Source organism: Pokkaliibacter plantistimulans, from assembly GCF_003194385.1.
Taxonomy (GTDB): Bacteria; Pseudomonadota; Gammaproteobacteria; order Pseudomonadales; family Balneatricaceae; genus Pokkaliibacter; species Pokkaliibacter plantistimulans.
Window position 1 is genome coordinate 1 of record NZ_LAPT01000068.1, and the last position, 14,703, is coordinate 14,703.

At 54.4% G+C, this 14,703-nt stretch carries 12 protein-coding genes; 4 read left to right on the forward strand and 8 right to left on the reverse strand.

The annotated features are described in order from the left end of the window. Nucleotides 1-213: hypothetical protein (locus WH50_RS14170; protein WP_133251327.1), on the reverse strand; the 213-nt coding region annotated here is incomplete at its 3' end. 429 nt (nucleotides 214-642) lie between these two features. Continuing rightward, nucleotides 643-804, reverse strand: coding sequence for a hypothetical protein (locus WH50_RS26370; protein WP_165838430.1), 162 nt, complete (start codon nucleotides 802-804; stop codon nucleotides 643-645). A gap of 711 nt (nucleotides 805-1,515) precedes the next feature. Here WH50_RS26370 and WH50_RS14175 point away from each other — a divergent pair. After that, a complete protein-coding gene (locus tag WH50_RS14175) occupies nucleotides 1,516-2,772 on the forward strand; it encodes a response regulator (RefSeq protein WP_165838431.1) in 1,257 nt (418 codons plus the stop codon). A 565-nt stretch (nucleotides 2,773-3,337) separates the two neighbouring features. Continuing rightward, complete coding sequence (proX, locus tag WH50_RS14180; protein ID WP_207780311.1) at nucleotides 3,338-4,378, forward strand: glycine betaine/L-proline ABC transporter substrate-binding protein ProX; 1,041 nt, start codon at nucleotides 3,338-3,340, stop codon at nucleotides 4,376-4,378. 239 nt (nucleotides 4,379-4,617) lie between these two features. Here proX and WH50_RS14185 read toward each other — a convergent pair whose 3' ends face one another. From WH50_RS14185 to WH50_RS14210, 6 genes are all read right to left on the reverse strand, one after another. Continuing rightward, nucleotides 4,618-5,988, reverse strand: a complete 1,371-nt coding sequence (locus tag WH50_RS14185; protein ID WP_110187900.1) for a nicotinate phosphoribosyltransferase — start codon at nucleotides 5,986-5,988, stop codon at nucleotides 4,618-4,620. Between the two features lie 111 nt (nucleotides 5,989-6,099). After that, nucleotides 6,100-7,152: an NUDIX domain-containing protein gene (locus tag WH50_RS14190; protein ID WP_110187901.1), complete on the reverse strand. Its 1,053-nt coding sequence runs from the start codon at nucleotides 7,150-7,152 to the stop codon at nucleotides 6,100-6,102. 232 nt (nucleotides 7,153-7,384) lie between these two features. Continuing rightward, the gene (locus tag WH50_RS14195; protein ID WP_110187902.1) at nucleotides 7,385-7,783 is read right to left on the reverse strand and encodes a cupin domain-containing protein; all 399 of its coding nucleotides are present in this window, start codon (nucleotides 7,781-7,783) and stop codon (nucleotides 7,385-7,387) included. A 474-nt stretch (nucleotides 7,784-8,257) separates the two neighbouring features. Beyond that, nucleotides 8,258-9,436, reverse strand: a complete 1,179-nt coding sequence (fabV, locus tag WH50_RS14200; protein ID WP_110187903.1) for an enoyl-ACP reductase FabV — start codon at nucleotides 9,434-9,436, stop codon at nucleotides 8,258-8,260. Between the two features lie 235 nt (nucleotides 9,437-9,671). Then, complete coding sequence (locus WH50_RS14205; RefSeq protein WP_110187904.1) at nucleotides 9,672-11,048, reverse strand: heavy metal sensor histidine kinase; 1,377 nt, start codon at nucleotides 11,046-11,048, stop codon at nucleotides 9,672-9,674. Beyond that, nucleotides 11,045-11,722: a heavy metal response regulator transcription factor gene (locus WH50_RS14210; protein ID WP_104155654.1), complete on the reverse strand. Its 678-nt coding sequence runs from the start codon at nucleotides 11,720-11,722 to the stop codon at nucleotides 11,045-11,047. Before WH50_RS14210 ends, WH50_RS14205 begins: the two co-directional genes overlap by 4 nt. Before the next feature lie 151 nt (nucleotides 11,723-11,873). On the opposite strand from WH50_RS14210, the gene WH50_RS27170 reads away from it, so the two are divergent. Both WH50_RS27170 and WH50_RS14220 read left to right on the forward strand, forming a co-directional pair. Continuing rightward, nucleotides 11,874-13,895, forward strand: coding sequence for a copper resistance system multicopper oxidase (locus WH50_RS27170; protein ID WP_279305937.1), 2,022 nt, complete (start codon nucleotides 11,874-11,876; stop codon nucleotides 13,893-13,895). Next, complete coding sequence (locus WH50_RS14220; protein ID WP_165838432.1) at nucleotides 13,885-14,634, forward strand: copper resistance protein B; 750 nt, start codon at nucleotides 13,885-13,887, stop codon at nucleotides 14,632-14,634. Before WH50_RS27170 ends, WH50_RS14220 begins: the two co-directional genes overlap by 11 nt. Nucleotides 14,635-14,703 lie beyond the last annotated feature (69 nt).

Genomic DNA, 14,703 nt, shown 5'->3' on the forward strand with positions numbered 1-14,703 from the left:
CAACAGCACCGATAACGAACGGGCTTCCCGCTTAAGCTGATCAGCAATAGCCATTAACAGATTCAAGGCGTTTTCGCCGGTGATGGCGTGGTCATCAATACCGGACTGAATCCCTCTGGCTGCGGTTTCCAGCGCATCAATATAACGACGTAACTGATCAATAGGGTGGGGGCTGTCCGGTACGCTGACAGCCGGGTTTGAATGAGCAGCCATGATGGGCCTCCTTAGGTTTTGCAGTAAACGGCCACCAGTTAGTAGCTGGAAGCCGGGCGTCAACTAGAGTACCTAAGACACTCCGGGCCTATTCCCCTTACGGGTATTGTATTACGCCTCTCCACCCGACCGTGGTACGCATCAGGCGTGACAACGCCTTCTGCTGGTGCATACCGCAAAATCTGTCGGGTGCGGAGAACCGCTTAGGTTTTCTAGTGGCGGGGAGTGTAGGTTTAGCGGGGGAGGGGCGTCAACTTGAGTTTGGACCAGTTATTCAGGTAGCACTGCCTTTCCATACAGGCACGCGGCTATCTGCACGCCATCACCGATGCCTACCACAACCGCCTGACGGTGCGCTACGACCGGCACGGCCGTCAACGCCGACGAAATCGGCTACGAAACCCGCCGCTTTCCGCTGATGCGCTACGGTTATCCCCCTGACACAGAGATAGCCAGGGTATCTACCCGCATGCAGAAAGGCGCCTCAGGTTGGTTTAATGCTGCCACCAGCACCAGCACCAGCACCAGCACCAGCAGGTCATCGGAGTGCAGAAAGGTCATACATCGCAGAAGCAGGGCAGAGAGTGACATGGAAACACCGCCGCAGAGGGGTGAGTTCCCTTTTGGTCGCTGTCCGACAGAGGAGATATGAAGCAGGTTAGCCGGACGGTGAATGCACAAAGTACCGACAAGTCAATGATCTCTATTGGTTTTTCTATTAACTTGAGTGGGAGATATATGGCACAGAGTGACGGGAAGGAGAAAGGTGCTATCTTTACACTGTCATTACCTGCCTATAAGTAACGGGCGCTATATTTCTGGTAGGGATAGCATTGCCGATAGAGATAAAGTGATATTGGTATAAAAATATGGTTCACAGTTAATGAGTGTGATTCTTATTAGTTAAATAATACTGGCGTGTTGCTGTTGTTTGGCATGAAAATGTGATTGCTGAAAGAAAGTTTGATAACCGTTTGTCCCACTTTTACCTGATTTCTGTAAGAGTAAAATTGATCAATTGAAGTGCTCATAGTACGAATTGTACTATTGAACCTGTATTTAAAAATAAAAACCGTATACCTGACTGGTCGTAGGTACAGTTGTTGTGCACTGGAGTGGGGCAGGATTCTAATCCATTTGTGCTCGATTGTTGGAGTAGGGTTGCTAACAATTGTAATAGGTGATTTTACCTCGCCTGTTTCTCTAAATTTGACGAATATTGGGTGTTCATACGAAGGTGGTTTGAAATGTTACTGCTTTCTCAATATTTAAAATGATCTGATTCGAGCCATGAGTAATCAAATGCCTAAGGTCATGTTCGTAGACGATGAGGTAGGCATTCTGCAAGCCCTCAAACGCAATCTGCATCAATCCGGATGGGATATGTCATTTGTGGATGATCCCCTGCAGGCACTGGCTCAACTCAAGGATGGACACTTTGATCTCGTTATTAGTGACATGAAAATGCCCAGAATGGATGGGGTCGAGTTACTAAGCCAAGTGGAAAAAATCAGTCCTGATACCATTCGTATAGTGCTTACAGGTCAGCCTGAAACGGAATCCGCGATTGATGCGGTGAATCGAGGCCACATTCATAGTTACTTGCTTAAGCCGATAGAGATTGGACACTTACGCAGCGTCATGGAAGCAGGGCTTAAAGTGTCACATGAGCAACAGCGTAAGAAAGCCATGCTGTATGCACTGGCCAGGCAAAATAATGGTCTGAAAACCTCTATTGAATCCACGCTGACAAAGGTATCTGAACTACAAAACTCTCTTTCACAAGGGGGCTTCGAACACATTGTTAGTACCTTTGGCACGCTGTTGGAAATGCTTCATGCGAGTGTTTTCAGTCAGCCCTTTCGTGCAGGTCTCTTTTGTAGGAAATTAATTGCTTATCTTGGCCTTGATGCTGAATTTGCACTACAGGTGTATTACGCGACCTTGCTTCATGATATTGGGCTCATTGGTATATCCGGCCATCACCAGATTTTATCGGAAGCCACATTGATTAATATTGATCGTCAAATGTATGAACAATATCCAATCATTAGTAGTGCTGCATTACTGGATATAGATGGCTTTAACATGGCACAGACGTTTATTACCCAACACAGGGAGCGATATAACGGCAGCGGGTTTCCCTATCGTTTGAGAGAGGATGCCATCACCACAGGGGCATATATTGTTGGTTTGGTTACTTATGCTGATCGCTCTCTGGATGATGGGGGTAGTGCAGAATCAGTAAAGAGTGTTATCGAAAAGCTGGAATATTCCAAAGACCGTTTTTATCCTGCCGATTTGGTAGAGGCCCTCATTGGCGTTCTCTCAGAGCATTTCAATTTGCGTGCAGGTGAGCGCATACACTGGCTCACTCCTGATCAGCTGAAACCCGGTATGATTTTGACGCGCAGTCTTTATTCTCATACTGGCATCCGACTGCTGGCAAAGGGCGCCTTGCTCAATGAAAAACTGATTAGAAAGCTATCCGATTACGTGGAGCGGACTAAACTTGAACTACATCTGGGTATCAGTGAGTCTGAGCAGACCAGTGAGTAAAAAGACTGATGCTCTGTTCAGCTCTGCAATGGCAGTACCTGATGAGCCGAATACTTAAGGTAAGTTAGATAGCTGAACACTGCGATGTGAGTGCTCGTACTGCCTGATGTTGGATACGTGAAGGATTATTAGAGGCTTATCAGATACCTAATTTAAGGAAAGATACGCGAGTCGCCTCTAATAGTCTTCTGGTATTTTGCGAGAGTACAACATGCCGATTCGAGGCTGTTCATTGTTCTGTGTCAGCAATATTCACAGCTCGACATACTCGCCAATCCCCTCGCCAATCGGATAGCACAGCCACTGTAGTTGATCAATCTGATGGGGCTGAAAACTACCTATAAGCGCAATTGAGAGTTTGTATTTACCTGGCTGCAAGTGACCGTTGCAATTATTAGTAATTTTAGCGCGGGCTCTGGTAATTAGGAGTCGCTGCTGTACATGTCTACTTGGTTTATGCAGTTATCCTCTAGACTTGAATCTCTAATGAATGGATATGTCGAAAATTGAGGGCATTTTCCATTTTTTATGAACGTTGAGGCGATATGCTTCAGGAGTGACAGATATGAAAAACAATAACAAATCTATGATCCCTAGATTTAATGTAGTGCTTGTCGCTGGCTTATTGAACATTTCATTTTTTACAACTGTACAGGCTGATAGTAGCTTGCCTGGGCAAGGTATAAAAATAACGCCTGTCTTTGCGAATGTTGCTGAAGAACGCTTTCGAGGTGAAATAGCCATTGCGGGGCTTAAAGCACTTGGCTATGACGTACAAGAGCCTAAAGAAACTGAATATGCGTCTATATTAGACACCCTTGCTCAAGGAAAAGCCGACTTTACTGTTCATATGTGGGATAAGTTGCACCAGGCCTATTATGACAAGGCGGGAGGCGATACTGAGCTTATCAAAGTGGGTACTGTGATTCCGGGTGTGTTGCAAGGCTATTTGATCGATAAGAAAACAGCAGAGCAATACAATATTCACTACCTGACTGATTTAAAAAAGCCGGAGCTGGCCATGCTATTTGACAGTGATGGCGATGGAAAAGCTGATCTGACAGGATGTGATACGGGTTGGGGCTGTCAGCTGGTTATTGATCATCAGATTAAGGCCTATGGTTTGGAAGAAACAGTAACCCATCATAAGGGGCCATATTTTGACCTAATGGCGAAGGCTATAGAAAGATACAAAGAGGGTAAACCCGTTCTTTATTATACTTGGATTCCACAATGGATATCCGGGGTTCTGGTTGAAGGAAAAGATGTTGAATGGCTGCAGGTTCCCTATGTCAGCCTTCCAGATGGAAAAAATAATGTAGATACTACCTTCCAGGGTAAAAATTTAGGTTTCCCAGTTGACCAGATCAGAGCGGTAATGAATAAGAGCTTTGCGAAAAAGAACATCGCAGCATCATCGTTTCTTTCTTACTATCTGATCTCGGCCAATGATGAAAGTGCAGAAAATCTGAAAATGCGTAATGGTGAAAACACTGACGCAGATATTAAGCGCCATGCCTCTGAATGGATCAGTGTGCATCAAGATCAATTTGACAAATGGGTGCAAAAAGCTCGTGAGGATGCTGCACTTTTGACGCCTCAGTGATGATGGTATGTCATGTTTAATATCTAAATAATTAAGTTTCTGATTTGAAAATGCTCGCCAGCTAATTATGTGCTGTGAAAATTAGCTGGCGATAAGTTTTATTCTAGTTTGCAATTGGTTTATTGATAGGTAATACCTTTTACTATTTTTTAGTGGCTTGTGAAATTACCTATAAAAGCCTGATCTGGCACTAACAGGTTGTTGTCTATTTGCGCTTTGTGCCTTAACCGTATAGCTGATTACAGCGGATAACTGGCGGCGGCGCGTGCTCTGATGCTGTCGAAGTCATCGCGAATCAGTATTTCGCCGTCTTTATAGACCAGACGCAGGTCTGATGGCTGATTAAGGAACTGCTCGATGCTGACCTGTACGGTGTGGCCGTTGATCAGGTCCAGCACGCCGCGTTTGCTTTTCTTGCCACTGTCGGTGATCGGGTCTTTGTAGACGGCGCGCCATTCGCCATCCACACAGACTGCACTGGCCTTCATGGCAAAGCGTTGGGTGTCACGGTCGACGCCCTGCAGCAAGGCACCGCCCATGCCGAAGGCGATATTGTCGGTTGACCAGCGTTTGGCCATCAGCTTACGCAGGATGCGTTCGATGCTGTCGAGATTGACGCCATCTCCCTGAATGATCCGCACCTTGTTATTCAGCACCTTGTAGCCCTTGCTGTTCAGGCGGTAGCCAAAGCGTTTGCCAAGGCGTTTGAGCAGCACGGGGATCACCTTGACCGGATCACCGCTATCGGGGCGAATAACCACGGTGCCATCACGTTCACTGATATCCATACGCAATTCGTCACCCCAGATGGAGTCGACGGCGTTGTAGATGTCGTAGCTGTCGGACACGCAGGCCACCAGCCCGGTAGGGAACTGGCGCAGCAGATGGCGATAGGCCCCGGCTTCATTGGCGCGGCCCCAGGCTGTAATGGTGCTGTGCTCGCTGGCCGGGATGCTGTAGCCCGCCATATCTGCCGCGTAGTAGCGACGGGCATAGCGCAGGGCTGACAGCGTATCGGTGCCCATAAAGTTCACCAGGTGCGCCATGCCACCGATACCCGCACTCTCCTCGGAAGAGGCACCACGGGCGCCGAAGTCATGCAGCTTGAATGGCAGCCCGTCCTGCGTGTCACAGGTTGCCTGCATAAAGCGGCCAATGGTCTGCTTGATGTGGTAGGACAGGGTGCTGACCGTGGTTGGATACCAGATGCCGCGCAGCAGCAGGGGTTCAAGGTGTCCGGGTAGCCAGAAGAACTCCGGCAGGGTGTTCACGATACCAAGCAGGATAGTGCGGGTGGGCAGAATGCTGCCTTCGGGTACAGCCTTGATGGCCAGCGGGAAATAACCAAGTGCTATCAGTGCTTTCCAGCCCGCTTCGTTGAACGGTTCGCCGTGTGCGGCGGCAATAGCACGGGCTTCTTCAAGATCGTCCAGCGTCGGGAAGTGCTCATTGAGATCCATCAGCGCTTTCTGCAGACCGAAGAACAGCACGTCGTCAAACAGACCGCCGCGGCTTTCGATGTAGCTGAAAATGTACTGGGTATTGCGTGGATACTGCAGGAAGTGGCTGAGTTTGTAGCTGTCGGTGTTGAGGATCAGGTTCATTTTCATGATGTACGCTCCGTACACTGAAGTGTCATTGTCGGGCAGTGGCAGCTCCTGCCAATGCCCCGCGTGGGGTGCTGACTGATGATGCCCAGTTGCAGCGACCCGGTAAAGCCGTTAAAGCGACCCGGTAAAGAAGTCGATGATGTCACCGTGATCATCATAAAGTGCCATGGCGCGGGCACGGGCCAGGGGGATCCAGCGGGCATCCTGTGCATCGTCAGAGCCTTTGACCTTGGGCAGGCGACCATCGGCATCGGCGGCAATTTCAATCAGGAATGCCATGGTCACCCTCGGGATGCCCAGTGAGCGCCGCGGATCATCGAACATCTGCCGTGCCTTGATGGAGCCTGCCACCACGCGGGCTGGCACCTTGACCCGGGTTTCCTCGAACAGTTCACGCAGTGCCGCCTGCTCGAAGGTTTCATCGCGCTGGACAAAGCCGCCGGGCAAGGCCCAGCAGTCTTTGCCGGGGGCGTATTTGCGCTGCACCAGTAACACATGACCTTTGCACAGCAGGATGGTGTCGGCACAGAGAAACTTGAGGGTGTCGGGGTAGGGATAGCTGGCAAAGCGTGCCTGTTCTTCGCTGTAGTAACGGTACTCGGCCAGCAGATTGGCAAAGTGGGGGGCATCATTGCCGAGCATGGCGTCTGCCACGTAAGGCGGCACCAGCGTACGGTAATCACCAAGTGACTGCAGCGCGCTGGCGAACCAGCAGGTGCGGATGTCGGTGGCGTCCACATTGACGACTTTCTCAACCGCCTCAAACCGCCATTGCGGGAAGGAGTGCAGGTAGTAGGAAGACGCATCTTTTTCGTAGCCGACCAGCGTGATGTCAGCATCTTCTTCATCGTCCAGCAGGGCATGAATCTGGTAGAAGCATTCCACTTCCCACTTGGTGTCGTTGTACATGTAGTCGTTGATAGGGACTACAGACAGGCGATCAGCGGGGAAGCTGATGTTCTTTTTTACCGCCAGTTCGGTAAAGGCAGTACGAATCCACTGCTCGCGCTCGCTGAAGGTAAAGGGATTCTTGATGGAGCGGCGGCGATTGGCGGAGCCGAGCAGGACAAAGACGCGATCAAAGCGATCCTGCAGGTAAGAGAAAACAGAAAGGTGTCCATTGTGCACGGGCTGAAAACGCCCGATAAAAATACCGACTTTCATGCCATAAGCCCCTTATGGATGGTGTGGTGTGTTATCAGGTTGGGAGCCCCTCCCGAACCTGATCACCAGTATGCGCAGCTGAGCGGAGATTGCAACCTCCAGAAAACTGTTCACGCTTTTGCGAGATTACCTTCAGGCAATGAGCAGTGCGCTGAGGAAGCGGAGTCCTCTAGCCCTGAAGGAGTTTTCCTGAGGTTGTTTTCACGCCTGACAAGGCGATGGAGATTGCCGATCAGCCCTGTTCGGGGTGGTAGACCTGTACGCTTTCCTGCTCATTGGCATCGTTACGCGCCACCAGTGCCATGGCGGCTTCGGTGGTGCTGAGATTGACGGGCTGATGGGGAACGCCCGCCGGGATGAAGATAAAGTCGCCCTGATGATTGACCACGGATTTTTTCAGGTTTTCACCGTAGAAGGTTTCCACACTGCCCTTGAGCAGATAGATCGCTGTTTCATACCCCTTGTGATAGTGCGGTTCGGCTTTGGCGCCTGCCGGAATCACCACAATGTTCATGGAAATACCGCTGGAACCCGCCGTGGCTTCGGAGATGCCGACAAAGTTGGGCAGGCGCTGAATAGTATCGATGGTTTCCTGTGGCCTGACGGTAATGATGTCTTTTTCGAGATCCATGACGTTCCTCCTCGGTTCTGAATGAGCGTTACAGGCTGGTAAGACGTGTTATTGACGCCATCTTCGACAGCGACAATCGATTCTCACCACCTGCTAACCTTGCTGCAACAACTGCTCATACTGCAATGCCTCGACAGGATGAGTGATCAGATAACCCTAAGCCGGATCGCAGCCGCATTCCCTGAGCAGCTTCTGCTGGCAGCGGTCGCTGTGCGAAGTGAGTCCATCATCTGCTGCTGTGCTCATGGTCACAATCTGAGGGAAAAAATAGCATGGAATGTGCGAAAGCGAAGTCGAGTTACCCGGTTAAATATAGCCACTTCCCCGCCAATGCGGATTAAGGCCGTGCGGCTGTGGTGGTCAGTGCAATGCAGTGAGGCGCGGTGGCGGGGCAGAGGGACAAAAAGAAACCCGGCACAGTGGCCGGGTTGCTCAGAGCATCTTGTCAGCGTGGGTCAGGGTGCCAGTGACGGCTTACCATTCGACCAGCGGGTTGACGTCGGCGTCATAATCCACACCGGCAAAACCGAAACCGAACAGGTGCAGGAACTCCTGATGGTAGCCAGCGTAGTCGCTCAGCTGGTGGAAGTTTTCCTGAGTGACCTGCTGCCACAGGGCCTTGATCTTGGCCTGAGTAGCGTCGTTGGTTTCCTTGCCATCCATGCGCAGACGCTTGGCTTCGTCCAGCTCAGGCGCGGCGTCAAACAGCTTCTGCCGGAACAGGCCATTGATCTGTTCGATACAGCCTTCGTGCGTACCTTCCTCCTTCATCACCTTGTAGATCAGGGAGATATACAGCGGCATCACCGGAATGGCCGAGCTGGCCTGGGTGACCAGCGCTTTCAGCGAAGATACATAGGCTTTCAGCTGTTTGTCGGCATAGCTGCTGTTCAGTTCGGCAGCGGCGCGGTCCAGGTCTTCCTTGGCCTTACCGATGGTGGCATGGCCATAGATAGGCCAGGTCAGTTCCTTGCCGATGTAGGTGTAAGCGGTGGTGCGGCAGCCATCTGCCAGCAGGTCGGCATCGGCCAGCGCCTTGATCCACAGCTCCCAGTCTTCTCCGCCCATGACTTTGATGGTGTGCTGGATTTCTTCTTCGCTGGCGGGTTCCAGAGAAATGTCGTGTACCAGATCCTTGTCGGTGTCGTAGGTCTTGGTGGTGTAGGCCTGACCGACAGGCTTCAGTACGGACTTGAAGGTCTCGCCGCTGGTGGGATCGGTACGGCGGGGTGATGCCAGACTGTAGATGATCAGGTCGACTTTACCCATGTCCTGTTTGATGGCGTTGATAACTTCGGCCTTGATCTCATTGGAGAAGGCGTCGCCGTTCAGGGTCCGGGCATACAGACCGGCATCTTTGGCCTGCTGATGAAACGCCGCGGTGTTGTACCAGCCTGCCGTGGCGGTCTTGCGCTCGCTGGGTTCTTTCTCGAAGCAGACACCCAGTGTATTAGCGCCATAACCGAAGGCAGACACGATGCGGGAGGCCAGACCGTAGCCGGTGGAGCAACCCAGCACCAGAACGTTTTTGGGGCCTTCGCCGAAGGGCGCCTGAGCCTTCACATAGTCGATCTGTTGCTGAACGTTAGCTGCACAGCCCACGGGGTGCGCGTTGGTGCAGATAAAGCCACGAATCTTGGGCTGAATAATCATGGAGCCTCATTCCCCTGTTTTGACTGTGCACATTGTAATCGCAAGGTAAGCAGATACAACTATGGCCGCTGTTTACCACCAGGAACCTGTTCACGATCGGCTCTGCATCGGCCACACGGCGTTGAAAAGCCCCCTGAAATGCTCATTCCGGGCAGCTAGACTCTGCTTCCTCAGCACTTTTCGCCTTGTCTGGCTCGGGTTGGTGAGATCGTCAACACGTTCTCAGGCGGTAGCGTCAATTGCCAGCTCCGCTGTCAGGAAAGCATAGAATAAAGTGCGTACCTTGCCGGTCTGACTGGCAGGAAATCTGTCCGCCCTGCGCTTCGACAATGGCGCGGGTGATGGCCAGCCCCAGCCCGGCGTGGTGATGGTCGCTGGTGTCGGTGCCGGGCTGACCGCGTACGAAACGCTGAAACAGGCGTGGCAGCAGCTCGGCAGCAATCGGTTCGCCCTCATTGCTGACGCGGACGGTGACGTGCTGCGGCTGCTGTTCCAGCGAGAGGGTGATGCAGCCACCGGCCGGGGTATAGCGCAGCGCATTGGAGATCAGATTGCCGAGGGCGCGGCGCAGCATTGGCGCATCGCCCAGCAGTGTGGCCTGACCCTCAAGCTGCAGGCGGATATGCTGCTCGTCGGCGACAATGTCGTAATAATCCAGCAGCTGGCGCGCCAGAGTGTGCAGTGCGACCGGCTCGCGGGCGAAGGCCTGCAGCTGATTGTCGGCCCTGGCCAGAAACAGCATGTCGTCGATCAGGCGGCGAATCTGCTCCAGCCCTTCCAGACTGGCATACAGCGCCTCGGCATAATCATCCGCAGAGCGCGGACGGGCGAGAATCACCTCGGTGCGGGTCTGCATCGCGGTAACGGGCGTACGCAGTTCATGGGCGATTTCGGCGCTGTAGCTGGAGAGCCGGGCAAAGTCGTCATCAAGACGGGCCAGCATGGCATTGAAGGCCGCTGCCAGCGGGCGCAGTTCTTCCGGCATCGCTGTTTCATCGAGGGCCTGATTGAGCCGGCTGGCAGAAACGGCCTCGGCGACAGCGGTCAGCTCACGCAGCGGGCGCAGGCCACGGCGTACAACCCACCAGCCCAGCAGACCACTGAGCAGCAGGCAGCCGAGCAACCCGAGCCACAGGCCCGTGCGAAACTGCTGGAAGAAGTGCTCGTGCACGGTGACGTTCTTCAGCAGTTGCAGCTGCCAGGGCGCGCTGAAGCCGGGGCTGACGATCTGGCTGACCAGTCCGCGGTATTGTTCGTCACCCTGCTGCCAGTCCCATAACTCATCGGTCGCAGGCAGGGCATGGCCGATCTCAGGCATGTGCGATGAGCTCCAGATCAGGGTCGGGCCTTGCCACAGCCGCGCCTGAATATCGCCGTGCTCACCCAGTAACAGGCTCAGCTCTTCCTGCAGGACACTGAGCGGGGTGTCGGCGCGCAGGTTCTGCAGCAGTGTGACGACAGCATGGTGTTTTTGCTGCAGATCGTCCTGATCCAGCTGGATGAAATGGTGGTGGCTGGCCAGATTGAACGCCAGCCCGGCCAGCAGCAGGACGCTGCCGACCGCCAGCATGAACATCAGGCTCAGGCGGGCCGTGAGGGAATGGCTTCTCACTCGGTCCACTCCAGTCGGTAGCCCATACCCCGTGCGGTGTGGATCAGTTTGACCTCAAAGGGGTCGTCGATCTTGGCGCGCAGGCGGCGGATGGCCACCTCCACCACATTGGTGTCGCTGTCGAAGTTCATGTCCCAGATCTGCGAGGCAATCAGCGCCTTGGAAAAGATTTCCCCCTGCCGGCGCATCAGCAGCTCCAGCAGGGCAAATTCACGGGCGGTCAGATTGATCCGTTGCCCGGCACGGCTGACCCGGCGTTTGAGCAGATCCATTTCCAGATCCGCAACCTGCAGATGCGTCATCACCTGCTGGGGCTGACCCCGCCGCAGCAGGGTACGGATACGGGCCAGCAGCTCAGTGAAGGCGAAAGGTTTGATCAGGTAGTCATCGGCGCCCAGCTCCAGCCCGCGTACCCGGTCCTCGACACTGTCACGGGCGGTCAGGAACAGGACCGGCAGAACACGGCCTGCGGCACGCAGGGTACGCAATACTTCCCAGCCACTGAGATCGGGCAGCATAACATCCAGCACGATCAGGTCCGGCTCATCGCTCAGTGCCTGTTGCAGCCCGTCTGCCGCGGTGCTGGCGAGGCTGACGCTGAAGCCCGCCTCGACCAGCCCCTGCTGCAGATAGGTGGCAATACGCTGTTCATCTTCAATAATCAGTAGGCGCATGGTGTTGTGTGTTCGGGCCGCGTGTGAGGTGGTCATTATGCCTGTGGCACAGGGCAGCAGGGCAAAGCTGACAGAAATGTAATGTTGGCGTCAGCGACGGGCAAGGTCGGCGGCGTAAGCTGGGCAGCAGCTATCAATACAGGAGTGAATAATGGCTTCCTTGACCTGGATGCAACGCTGGCTGAGTGCGCCTGGCGTGGCCGTGCTGGCCTGGGTGCTGCTGACGCCAGCGACTGGCTGGGGTGATACCTACAATCTGGTGATCGATCAGCGCACGCTGGACATCGCTGGCCAGTCGCAGCAGGCACTGACCATCAATGGCAGTGTGCCCGGCCCGACCCTGCGCTTTCGGGAAGGCGAGCAGGTGATGATCAACGTGACCAACCGCCTCAAGGAAGACACTTCGCTGCACTGGCACGGCCTGCTGGTGCCCGCCAATCAGGATGGTGTGCCCGGCTTCAGTGGCTTCAAACCGATCAAGCCCGGTCAGACCTTTACCTATCACTTTCCCATCCGTCAGGCGGGCACCTACTGGTATCACAGTCACTCCGGCTTTCAGGAGCAGGACGGCGTGTATGGCCCGCTGATCATCGAGCCTGCCGGTAAAGACCCGGTGCAGGCGGACCGGGACTATGTCGTCATGCTCTCCGACTGGGGGCAGGACAAGGGCGCGACCATCTATCGCAACCTCAAACGCAAGAGCGATTACTACAACAACCGGCCGGTTACGGTGGGCGACTTCCTTGATCAGGCGAAGCAGCAGGGCTTCTCCCGTGCGCTGGACAATCGTCTGGCCTGGGGGCAGATGCGGATGATGGATTCGGACATTTCGGATGTCAGCAGTGGTTATACCTATCTGATCAATGGCAAATCTGCCGCGGAAAACTGGACGGCCCTGTTCAAGCCCGGTGAGCGGGTGCGGCTGCGCTTTATCAATGGCTCGGCGATGAGCTACTTCGATGTGCGCATTCCCGGCCTGAAAATGACGGTGGTGCAGGCGGATGGCAATAACGTGCAGCCCGTCAGCGTGGATGAGTTCCGCATGGCGGTCGCTGAAACCTATGACGTTATCGTCGAGCCGCAGGACAACCGGGCCTATACCCTGTTCGCCCAGACGGTCAGCCGCAGTGGCTATGCACGCGCCACCCTGGCGCCACAGCAGGGAATGACGGCAGCGGTGCCACCGCTCAGCCCGGTGCCGGTGCTGACTATGGCTGATATGGGCATGGCGCATGGTGGTATGGATCACGCGGGAATGGACCATTCGAAGATGTCCATGAGCGCCAATATGGCCGGGATGGATCACTCAAAAATGGATCATTCGCAGATGGCTCCTGCAGCGATGCCCATGAACGGCGATATGGCCGGTATGGACCACTCGAAAATGGACCATTCGCAGATGGCTCCTGCAGCGATGCCCATGAACGGCGATATGGCCGGTATGGACCACTCGAAAATGGATCATTCGCAGATGGATCATTCGCAGAAGGCTCCTGCAACGATGCCCATGAGCGGTGATATGGCAGCGATGGACCATTCGCAGATGGATCATTCAAAAATGGACCACGGGCAAATGCCTTCTTCATCTGCAGCGGTGACAACACGCCGCTCCGACTATGCGCCCGGCAGCGGGCTGGAGCCCAAAGCCGCAGACGGAGGAATTTTTCTGGTCTATGGCGACCTCACCGCGTTGCAGCCCTACAAGGACTATCGCAAGCCTGATCGCGAAATTGAGCTGCGTCTGACCGGCAACATGGAGCGCTATATCTGGTCGATCAACGGCGTCAAATACAGCGATGCCGAGCCCATGCATCTGACCCTCGGTGAACGGGTGCGTATTCGCTTCGTCAACGACACCATGATGATGCACCCCATGCACCTGCATGGCATGTGGATGCAGCTGGATCAGGGCAAAGGCGCGTTTAACCCGCTCAAGCACATTGTCAACGTTGCACCCGGCACCAGCATGACTGTCGATATTCCCGTCGATGCGGTGGGTGAGTGGGCCTTCCACTGTCACCTGATGTACCACATGGCAGCGGGGATGTTCCGCAAGATCGTGGTCGACCGGCCAGCCAGTGCTGCCGGTGCCTCTTCATCTTCAGGCAATCCCAATTCAGCGAATGGCGCTGACGCCACCATGGCCGCAGGAGGCGAGCAGCATGCGCATTAATCGACAAACGGAATCGTGCCAGCCGCTTTCACGGCCAGTGCTGTTATCGCTGCTGCTGGCGGGTCTGCTGAGCAGTCAGGCTTATGCTCATGACGACAAGATGGACTCGATGGTGATACCCACTCTGACGCTGGACCGTCTTGAATGGCGTGCAGGTGCGGGCAGTGATGTGCTGGCCTGGGAAGGGGCACTGCGTATCGGTAATGATAGCAATGCCTTCCTGTGGCGCAGCAAGGGCGAGCAGCTCAGTGGCGGAGCGACTGAAAAGGCAGAAAATCAGCTGCTGTGGCAGCACATGGTCAGCGAGTTCTTCAATCTGCACACCGGCATCAGGCAGGACCAGCGGCCGTCACCGACACGCAGCTACGCGGTGATCGGCGTGGACGGGCTGGCGCCTTACTGGATCGAAACCAATGCTGATCTGTATGTCAGTGATCAGGGGCGGTTGAGTGCACGGCTGGAGCTGGCCCATGATCTGGCTATCACCTCCCGACTCAGCCTGCAGCCGGCGCTGGAGATCAACGCTGCGGCCGATGATGATCTGGCCATAGATGAAGGAGCAGGCGTGACCCGCTCCGAGCTGGGATTGCGGCTGCGTTATGCGGTGACACCCGATATTGCCCCCTATATCGGGGTGCACTGGGAGCAAATGTACGGCAAAACAGCGGATCTGGCGCGCCATCATGGTGAACGGACTGCCACGACCTATGGACTGGTCGGTATCAGCCTGTCGTTCTGATGCGGGTCGTGCGCACGCTGCCTGAGTGTGTGGCGCGACCAGCGCTAACAGGTTGTTGAAAATCTATCT

What these genes read in the sequence shown, in the direction of transcription:
- WH50_RS26370 (WP_165838430.1), bottom strand. Translation starts at nt 804, where the DNA reads ATGTCACTCTCTGCCCTGCTTCTGCGATGTATGACCTTTCTGCACTCC.
- WH50_RS14175 (WP_165838431.1), top strand. Translation starts at nt 1,516, where the DNA reads ATGCCTAAGGTCATGTTCGTAGACGATGAGGTAGGCATTCTGCAAGCC.
- proX (WP_207780311.1), top strand. Translation starts at nt 3,338, where the DNA reads ATGAAAAACAATAACAAATCTATGATCCCTAGATTTAATGTAGTGCTT.
- WH50_RS14185 (WP_110187900.1), bottom strand. Translation starts at nt 5,988, where the DNA reads ATGAAAATGAACCTGATCCTCAACACCGACAGCTACAAACTCAGCCAC.
- WH50_RS14190 (WP_110187901.1), bottom strand. Translation starts at nt 7,152, where the DNA reads ATGAAAGTCGGTATTTTTATCGGGCGTTTTCAGCCCGTGCACAATGGA.
- WH50_RS14195 (WP_110187902.1), bottom strand. Translation starts at nt 7,783, where the DNA reads ATGGATCTCGAAAAAGACATCATTACCGTCAGGCCACAGGAAACCATC.
- fabV (WP_110187903.1), bottom strand. Translation starts at nt 9,436, where the DNA reads ATGATTATTCAGCCCAAGATTCGTGGCTTTATCTGCACCAACGCGCAC.
- WH50_RS14210 (WP_104155654.1), bottom strand. Translation starts at nt 11,722, where the DNA reads ATGCGCCTACTGATTATTGAAGATGAACAGCGTATTGCCACCTATCTG.
- WH50_RS27170 (WP_279305937.1), top strand. Translation starts at nt 11,874, where the DNA reads ATGGCTTCCTTGACCTGGATGCAACGCTGGCTGAGTGCGCCTGGCGTG.
- WH50_RS14220 (WP_165838432.1), top strand. Translation starts at nt 13,885, where the DNA reads ATGCGCATTAATCGACAAACGGAATCGTGCCAGCCGCTTTCACGGCCA.